Origin of the sequence: Amycolatopsis keratiniphila subsp. keratiniphila (genome assembly GCF_001620365.2) — a bacterium.
Taxonomy (GTDB): domain Bacteria; phylum Actinomycetota; class Actinomycetes; order Mycobacteriales; family Pseudonocardiaceae; genus Amycolatopsis; species Amycolatopsis keratiniphila.
Genome location: NZ_LQMT02000009.1, coordinates 87,836 through 96,870 on the forward strand (window position 1 = coordinate 87,836; position 9,035 = coordinate 96,870).

Sequence of the window (9,035 nt, forward strand, 5' to 3'; positions counted from 1 at the left end):
ACCCTCACGGTCACGCTGATCTGCTCACTGGTCGTGACCGGCGTCAGCACCTCGCAGGTCGCGAACGCGGCCAACGGCTGGAGCGTCGACCCGCCGGTAGTCGACTCGACTCCGGTGACGAACCAGACCATGAAGGGCCGTGAGCTCGACGAAGCGAGCCTGAAGGCGCTCACCGGTAACCAACCCACTGGTTCCACCACGCCCGACGGAGGCGGAACCAGCAAAGCGACCTCGCTTTCGCCCACGGCGACCTGGGATGTGTCGACGCAAACGGGAGACTTCTCCTGGTCGTACCCACTGCGAGTTCCTCCCACCCCCGGGAACTTGACACCCAATCTCGCTTTGTCCTACACGTCGTCGGCGGTTGATGGGCGCACGAGTGCCACGAACAACCAGGCATCATGGGTCGGGGACGGCTGGGATCTGCACCCGGGATTCGTCGAACGGGCTTACGGCGCTTGTCAGGACGACAAAGAGAACGGAACGACACCGCCGAAGGTCGGCGATCTCTGCTGGAAGAGCGATAACGCGATCGCGTCCTACAACGGTTCCGGTGGCCGGCTGGTTTACGACGCCACAAAGAAGACATGGCGACAGAAGAGCGACAACGGCTCCCGCATCGAGCACCTCACCGGCGCCGCGAACGGTGCCCGCGACGGCGAATACTGGAAGATCACCACGGTCGACGGCACCCAGTACTTCTTCGGGTCCGCACCGACGTCAAAGTCGACCTGGACATTGCCAGTCTACGGCGATGACGTCGGCGAACCGTGCCATGCGGCGGACAACACGTTCGCGAACTCAGCCTGCGTCCAGGCGTACCGCTGGAACCTGGACAAGGTCGTGGACCGCCACGGCAATCTGATCCTCTACACCTACGACATCGAGACCAACAACTATGGCCAAAACCTGAAAGACACCCCGGTGTCCTACGTCCGTGGCGGAACACTCAAGGAAATCCAGTACGGACTTCGTGACGGTGACTCAGCGCCCGCGACTGGCAAGGTGACCTTCACGACCGAGGAACGGTGCGTTCCCGGCAGCGTGTGCACCCTCGACAAGCCAGAGAACTTCCCCGACGTCGCTTTGGCAGACCGCTGCGAAGGCACGACCTGTAAGGACCACTACAGCCCCACGTTCTGGTCGACGAAACGCCTCGCCAAGATCACCACCCAGGTCCGCAAGAACAACAGCTACGCGGATGTCGACAGCTGGACTCTGGAGCACCAATTCCCGGATCCCGGTGACGGCCGGAAAGCCGCTCTCTGGCTCAAGAGCATCATCCATACCGGTCATGTCGGAACACCGATCGCGTTGCCCAAGGTCACCTTCGAAGGCATGAAGCTCGCGAACCGGGTGGACAAGGGCGACGGGCCAGGCCCCCTGAACCGGTATCGGCTCTCCGCGATCGTCTCCGAAGCCGGTGGTGTCACCAGCATCAGGTACGCACCCGCCGACTGCACCGCGACCTCTCTGCCAGATAAACCGGAAACCAACACCAAACGTTGCTTCCCAGCCACGTGGACACAGCGCGACTTCGCCGAACGCACCGACTACTTCAACAAGTACGTTGTCGAATCGGTCGTGGAGTCCGACTGGATGAGTACCAGCAGTGAGCAAGCCACCAGCTACTCCTATCCCGAAGGTGCGGCGTGGCACTACTCCACAGCTGATTTCGAGTCCGAGAAAGACAAGACCTGGAACGAGTTCCGCGGGTTCGGCAAGGTCATCGTCCGCACCGGCAAGCCCAACGACCCCAGCGGGCCGATGGGGTTCACCGAAACCCGCTACTTCCGCGGCATGCACGGGGACAAGCTCCCCAACAACGGCTCGCGGACGGCGAGCGTCCAGGACAGCGAGGGCGGCACTCACGTCGACGAGGACTGGCTCCAGGGCTTCACTCTCGAGACCATCATCAAGAACGGCGAAGCCGGGGCCATCGTCGGTAAGACGATCACCGAACCTACCTGGCAAGGCCCGACGGCCACTCAGGGAGCCTTGAAGGCATACCTGGTCAACATCGGTGTCAAGCGCGGGTTCGCGGCACTGGCCTCGGGTGGCTGGCGGGTCGCGAAAACCACGACGGACTATGATCCCAACGGCCTGCCCATCAAGGTCAACGACTTCGGCGACATCAACGTCTCCGGTGACGAGCACTGCACGTCCACCACTTACGCGCAGAACACCACGCGATGGCTGTTGAGTTTCCCGTCACGGGTCGAGACACTCTCTGCGCGCTGCGGCCTGCTGCCGGTCTATCCGCGAGACACCATCTCCGACGTCCGGTTGTCCTACGACACGCTCGCACATGGTGTTCCGCCCACTGTCGGTGACGTCACCCTGGCTGAGGAAGTCGACAGTTACAACGGCTTCACTCCGATCTACCGGACCACAGCCAAGACCAAACTTGATGTCTATGGTCGTCCGCTCGAGATCACCGACGCCGACGGCAACACCGCTGCTTCCACCTACACGCCGGCCGTCGGGGGCCCGGTCACTCAACTCGATACCGCCAACGCTCTCGGGCACAAGACGACCACCGTGTTCGAGCCCGCGTGGGGGTCCCCACTGACGATCACCGATCCCAATAGCCGCGTCACGGAGATCAGCTACGACGCGCTCGGGCGTAAAGCAGAGGTCTGGCAGCCGAACCGCCCTCGAGCAGAGAACGCGCAAGGCACCGCCCGCTTCGCCTATGACGTCCGGAAGGACGCACCCAGCTCGGTTACCACCACGCAGATCGGCCCCAAGGGGAACTACACCACCTCGACCGCGATTCTCGACGGCCTCTACCGAACCAGACAGGTCCAGGCACCAGCACCCGGAGGCGGCAGGCTGCTGGTAGACACCCGTTACGACTCACAGGGCCGTGCCTACAAGACAACGCAACCGTTCTACAACGACCAGCCGGTCGATACCTCACTCTGGGTGGCCAGCGACCTCGAAGTCCCGGGCCTGACCTTCACCGAGTTCGACGGCGCCGGCCGGGCCACCGCATCGATCTACCAGGTCGGTGGACACGAAAAGTGGCGAACCAGTACGGCCTATAGCGGAGACTCGGTCAGCGTCACGCCACCGGAGGGCGGTATCGCGACCCGCACGATCACCGATGCCCGTGGCCGTACCCGCAGCGTCTGGCAGTACCACGGCGCCCAGCCGACCGGCGACTACGACGAGACCAAGTACGACTACACTCCTTCCGACAAACTCGCCACCATCACCGACTCGAGCGGTAACCGCTGGTCCTACACCTACGACATCCACGGCTCGCTGATCCGCGCCGACGATCCCGACCGCGGTGCCACCACCTACACCTACAACAAGCTGAACCAGCAGACCAGCAGCACCGACGCCCGCAACGTCACCCTCGCCTACGGCTACGACAAACTCGGCCGCAAGACCGGCGTCTTCAAAGACAACCTGTCGGGGACCAAACTCAGTGAATGGGCCTACGACACCGCGCACAAGGGCATCGGGCAGGTCGCGTCGTCAACTCGCTGGGTCGACGGCAACGCCTACGTCAAGAAGGTCAACGTCTACGGACCGCTGTACCAGCCGACCGTCCAGTCGATCATCATCCCGCCGATCGAGGGCCCGAAGCTGGCCGGTACCTACCAGTCGTTCTTCCAGTACAACTGGGATGGAAGCCTTGGCGGCGCCGGTATTCCGAGAGCTGGTGACCTGTCAGTCGAAAGCATGCTCTACGTCCACGACGATCTCGGATACCTCCAGAGCACCGAAGGCGGCGTGGATGACGACTACCAGGACTACGTATCCGAGACCAGCTACACCCGCTACGGCGAACCGCAACGGCTGCAGCTCGGCGGCGAGAGCAGCACCAGCACCAACGGGAAACGGGCCTGGCTGTCCTACTACTACGACACCAACACCCGCAGGCTCGACCGCACCATCGTCGACGCCGAAGTACCGCAGCCGATGCAGACCGACACCCACTACACCTACAACCCCGCGGGCAACATCACCTCGATCGCCAACACCCCCCTCGGACAGCCGGTGGACAAGCAGTGCTTCGGCTACGACTACCTGACACGTCTCACCGAAGCCTGGACGCCCGCCAACCCCGATTGCGGCGCGCCTCCCGGTTCCAGCGGTCTCGGCGGTCCAGCCCCGTACTGGCAATCCTTCACCTATGACAAGTCCGGCAACCGGACCGGTGACACCCAGCACCTGCCCGGTGGCGACCTCACCCGCAAGTACAGCTACGCCGCTCCCGGGACCACCAAACCGCATGTGCTCAACTCCGTCACAACAGAAGGACCGGCGGGCGCCAAGACGACCCAGTACACCTACGACCAACTCGGCAACACCAAGACCCGCCCCGGTGTCTCCGGGCAGCAAAACCTCGAATGGAACATCGAGAACAAGCTCGAAAAGGTCACCGACGGCACTTCAGACACGACGTTCCTCTACGACGCCGACGGCGATCGGCTGATCCGGCGTGATCCGACAGGCACGACGCTCTATCTTGGGCAGCAGGAGGTTCGCCTCGACAAGGCGAGCGGGAACGCGACCACGACGAGGTACTACACCCACGGCGGGACGACAGTCGCGATGCGGACCGGCGGCGTCTTGACCTGGCTTGCCGGTGACCACCAGGGCACCACACAGGTCGCCATCAACGCGAACGACCTCATGGTCAAGCAACGACGCCAAACCCCCTTCGGTAGCCAACGGGGCCCAGACGTGGTCATGCCGGGTGAGCGTGGCTTTGTGGGCGGCACGATCGATGCCTCGACCGGGCTCACGCATCTCGGCGCCCGTGACTACGACGCCGACCTGGGCCGGTTCGTGTCGCTGGACCCGCTTCTCGACCCGTCCAGCCCGCAGCAGATGAACGGCTACAGCTACGCCAACAACAACCCGATCGCGCTGAGTGACCCCACCGGCCTCGCCCCTGAGGACTCGCCCGGCTATTGCGTCGGCTGGCGGGGCGATTGCGGGATCGACCCGGTCGCCGGAGCCGGCGTTCACGGTCACTACAGCGACCAGCAGCTCACGAACATGAACGTCAAGCGCGGCCAGCCGGGCGCTAACGAGAAACGCCGGCAGTTCGAGCAGTCGCGAATGAACGGTGGGAAAAAGCCGAAGCGCCGCCCTCAGACGCCCCTGGAGTGGGCGGACGCCGTCGCGGTGCCCTGGACCGGTCTAGGCGCGGCCTGGCAGTTGTTCAGGTCGGAAAGCCTCTCCGACGCCGCACATAACAGCCTTGACATCATCGGCTATCTACCCGGGCCCGGCGAGGCTGCTGATATCATCAACGCGATAATATATCTCGGTGAAGACGATCTAACTAACGCCGCGTTTTCTGCCGGTTCCGCTATTCCCATCGCCGGCTGGGTGGCTGCAGGAGCCAAGGCTGCTGCTAAGCAGGGAACGAAGTTGGCCGGCGACGCGGGCCCGGCCGCGGCTAAATGTGCCACGTCGAACAGTTTTGTCGCGGGTACTCGGGTGCTGCTTGTCGGCGGGGTGACGAAGCCGATCGAGGAGGTCGAGGTCGGTGACGAGGTCGTCGCCACAGACCCAGAGACCGGCCGCACCGAGCCGCGCCCGGTAATCGTGACCATCGTCGGTGAAGGCCAGAAGAACCTGGTCGAACTGACCGTCGACATCGACGGTCCCAGCGGGGACAAGGTCGGCGTGGTCATCGCTACCGATAAGCACCCGTTCTGGTCGCCAGGTCGTGCGTCCTGGACCGACGCGACCGACCTCAAGGCCGGTGACACTCTCCGGACGGATACTGGAGCGGTCGTCACCGTGGTCAAGGTCGACCGATGGCAGACTCAGCGTCAACGGGTCTACAACCTCACCGTCGACACCGACCACACGTACTATGTGCTGGCGGGCGAGACGCCAGCCCTGGTGCACAATGCAAACTGCATTGTAGGAACCCAGCAGTTTGACCACGCTTGGGACCAGCATTCACCTGGAGGGGTCTACGATAAGGCTGGAAAGGTGGAGAATGTATTTGCCGAAGGTATCGACAAGGCCCGATTCCGGGGGATGGTGGATGAGGCGATCAAGAATGGGACGGAAGTTCCTAGGTCCAAGTCCGACCCTCGCGGCGGATATTACATCGACTACAATTTCGGCGATGTGGAAGTCGGTGCGATGGGCCAGAACGGCATGAGAATAGCCGTTGATGGTGCGGGGAACTTCGTCACCGCGATGCCGAAGTTTATGTACTAGGAGACGAAGTGATCTCGTTTACATTCCTACCTCGCATCGAGGATCCATCCTGGGATGCCGACGGCCTGTCGGGGCTCTCGGCTCGCACGCTAACGGCCGATGACCTGACTTTTCACTACTTCAGTTCCGATGTAGTGATCGGCGATGGGTGCAACGAGATTCAATTGAGGACGCCTGGCCTCCCCGTCGTGGACTTTGTCTTGATGCTTGTTCAGCTGTGTCGCGAAGTCGTATCTTCCGGCGCGTCAGTTGTAGAATCCTCGCAAACTCAGGATTCAATTACAGCTGTGATGGAAGGAGGCGCGGTGGAGCTCTCCTATAGCTTTTCCGATGTGGTTTCAACGATCCCTCTGTGCGATTTGAAGGAAGCCCCGAATATGGCTCTTCAATCGGCCTTTGGGGTGCTTTTCTCCGCTCATGATGACTTGAGGTTTAACGAGTATCTAATCGAACTTGCTGACCTCGTCCGATCGGACTGATCGGATTTCTCGCCTTTTAGGAGAGCGGAAACGGGAGTCCCACCGAGCTGTGCTCGGTGGGACTCCCGTTTCGTTGGCGGTGACGGCAACGTCAGCGGGTGACGGCCACGGTAGACGGGTCGTCGTTGCCGTCGTCGGCTCGGCTGAACCGCCCCGGGTTTGATGGAGGCTCACTCGTTGAGTGAGGATGTGGTGAACCGCCCCGGGTTCGGTAGAGACTCGTAGTTGGGGTTAGGCGACCAGGCTGAGCCACGGCGAGGTCCGGATCGCTCACTGGACGCTTGCCGGTAGTCCGATGGCTGCCAATATTCCCGGACATGCCTCGCTGGCGCGGCTTCTCGGCGGCATGATTTCGGCAAGTCGAATTGGTCCCGGTTCGGCACTCCGATCTGGCCCCGGAGGCTGGGTTGCAGGATCGGCCGGCATCTTGTTGTGGCCCCGCCTGTTGTTGCCGAGGCGGAGTCGGCACTCTGATTTGGCCCCACCTCGTTCGCGTGTTTCTGCTGGTCGGCCTGCGTGCTTCGGTGGTGTGCTGACTACTGATCGTCGACGTCGAGTCGGCTCAGTGCGGTGCTGAGGAATGCGTCCCGCCGTAGTCCGAGAAGGTCAGCGTCGAGGTCTGATCTGCCCTGGTCGTGGAGCGCCGGAACGCAGAACGCCATGTCGGCCAGGGTGCCTAGCGCCGCCACGACGTCCCAGTAGGCGACCTGCTCGGCTCGTCGGCAGGCAGCGTGCTGCCAGCCCTCCAGGACCTGCTCGGCGGCGGGTAGCCCGAACATCAGGGCAGCGTCGAAGCGTGCGCCGCTGAGGTCGATTCCCGGCGATCCGGCGCCGGCGCAGTCCCAATCGACGAGGCCGGTGCAGCGGTCACCGGACCAGAGGGTGTTGCCGAACCACAGGTCGCCGTGCACGAGGACTGTCGGGCCGCCGGGCGCGGGCAATTGTTCGAGGCGTTCTTCTGCGGCCGTCAGCAGCGCGGTGGTGCCCTTTTCTCGTCGTTGAGCAGCGAAGTCGACGTCCGCGATCGGACTCGAACGCGAACTCGGCCGGCAACTCGTGCATCGCGCCAGCCCGCCGAAACCGATGGCCGGACTCACCGATCACGGCCGCGCTCTCGCGGCCGCCATCGCTACCGCTCTCGAACTGACGCCTAGCTTGGCCCGCACCGAGATCACACAGTTGCCAGGCTCAGTCACCGGCGGGCATGAACGTCCCGGCGGTGGCTAACGAGTTGGAGAGCGATGTAACCGCTTGTAGCTCGAATACCGCTAAAAGGCTGAAGCTAGACTGGAACACCAGGCTGGGTAGCGAGACTGCGTTCGTCGTCGCAGTCATGCCTAACCGGTACACAGGGCATCAAACCCATCGTCGGACGGCTGAGCTTACAGAACAGCTACGGAAGCGCGCTGACTATCTACGGTCCGCGAGGTCAGCTTCGCCGCCGACTCGCCGTATGTCGCCTGTTGTGGATCGAACCCTCATCTTAGAATCGGCCGTTCGAGGATCGGAGATGGCTCTGTGGTCGACCAGCAGTGGGCAGTTGATCAGCTTCAGGCGTTCGTGGCAAAGATCGAGCAGATGGCGGAGCTCTACCGCACGATCCACACGATCGGTAGTGACCGTCCCGAAGCTGAGGACTTTGAGCGAGAGATCAGCGAGCTGGAGGACGAGCTGTGTCGGCTGGAGCCAGCGGTACAGATCGTGATGGATGCCGTCGACCCCGAGCTCCGGAACTACCAGCGTTTCGACCCGGATCTGCCCGTTCCTCTTGGCGGTGTCTCCTGGACAGAACGGTGGTTCCCAGCAAGGATCGCTGCGCTGAGGGCAGTAGGGCTGCACACGGTAGGGGTCGAGGCCAAGCGGAGGATGCAGGAGGACTCGGGTCGAGGGTCCGCTCTGGCCGCTGACGGATATGGCGGGGCGGATTTCGAACTGGTGTGGCCGCGGGAGCTGTTCGTCAGGGAAGGCGAGGCGCTGATCGCGCGTGCCGGGCAGGACTTCAACCAGCAGTGCGAATGGTTGCTTACCGAGGCCTTCGCTGGCACTTCCGCGATCGATGCGATGAGTGCGAACGGTTCCTCCAGCGACTCGTGGGGCAGCGACCCGTTTTCCGATGCGTTACGTGGTCCGAGGAAGTTCTTGTCGCGGCTCGTAGAAGATGCCGGCCAGCTCAGGGAGGCGTCTGTACGTACGCCGTACTGGTCGCAGCGGCGGCGCGCGACTGTGCCGAGCCGTCTCGATATGCCGGCGGTCGCACGTGAGTTCGTGCGGATGGTCGACTCATTCAGGGTGAACGGCTACTTCGGTAAGGCGTTCCCCGACACCTGCGGGCCCTGTCATGATTTCCGT

The 9,035-nt window shown here is 62.9% G+C and carries 3 protein-coding genes and 1 pseudogene; 3 read left to right on the forward strand and 1 reads right to left on the reverse strand.

Features of this window, described 5'->3' with window-relative positions; all coding sequences use genetic code 11:
• The first annotated feature begins 33 nt into the window (after window positions 1-33).
• Window positions 34-6,207: a polymorphic toxin-type HINT domain-containing protein gene (locus AVR91_RS08250; RefSeq protein ID WP_076857287.1), complete on the forward strand. Its 6,174-nt coding sequence runs from the start codon at window positions 34-36 to the stop codon at window positions 6,205-6,207.
• A gap of 8 nt (window positions 6,208-6,215) precedes the next feature.
• The gene (locus AVR91_RS08255; protein WP_063271630.1) at window positions 6,216-6,686 is read left to right on the forward strand and encodes a hypothetical protein; all 471 of its coding nucleotides are present in this window, start codon (window positions 6,216-6,218) and stop codon (window positions 6,684-6,686) included.
• Between the two features lie 536 nt (window positions 6,687-7,222).
• Here the strand turns inward: AVR91_RS08255 and AVR91_RS08260 are convergent.
• Window positions 7,223-7,783 (reverse strand): phosphotransferase family protein, encoded by a 561-nt coding sequence (locus tag AVR91_RS08260; protein WP_228709155.1) that lies wholly within the window; start codon window positions 7,781-7,783, stop codon window positions 7,223-7,225.
• Window positions 7,784-8,204: 421 nt separating this feature from the next.
• Between AVR91_RS08260 and AVR91_RS08265 the strand changes: the two are divergent.
• A pseudogene (locus tag AVR91_RS08265) lies at window positions 8,205-9,035 on the forward strand (hypothetical protein); the annotation flags it as partial.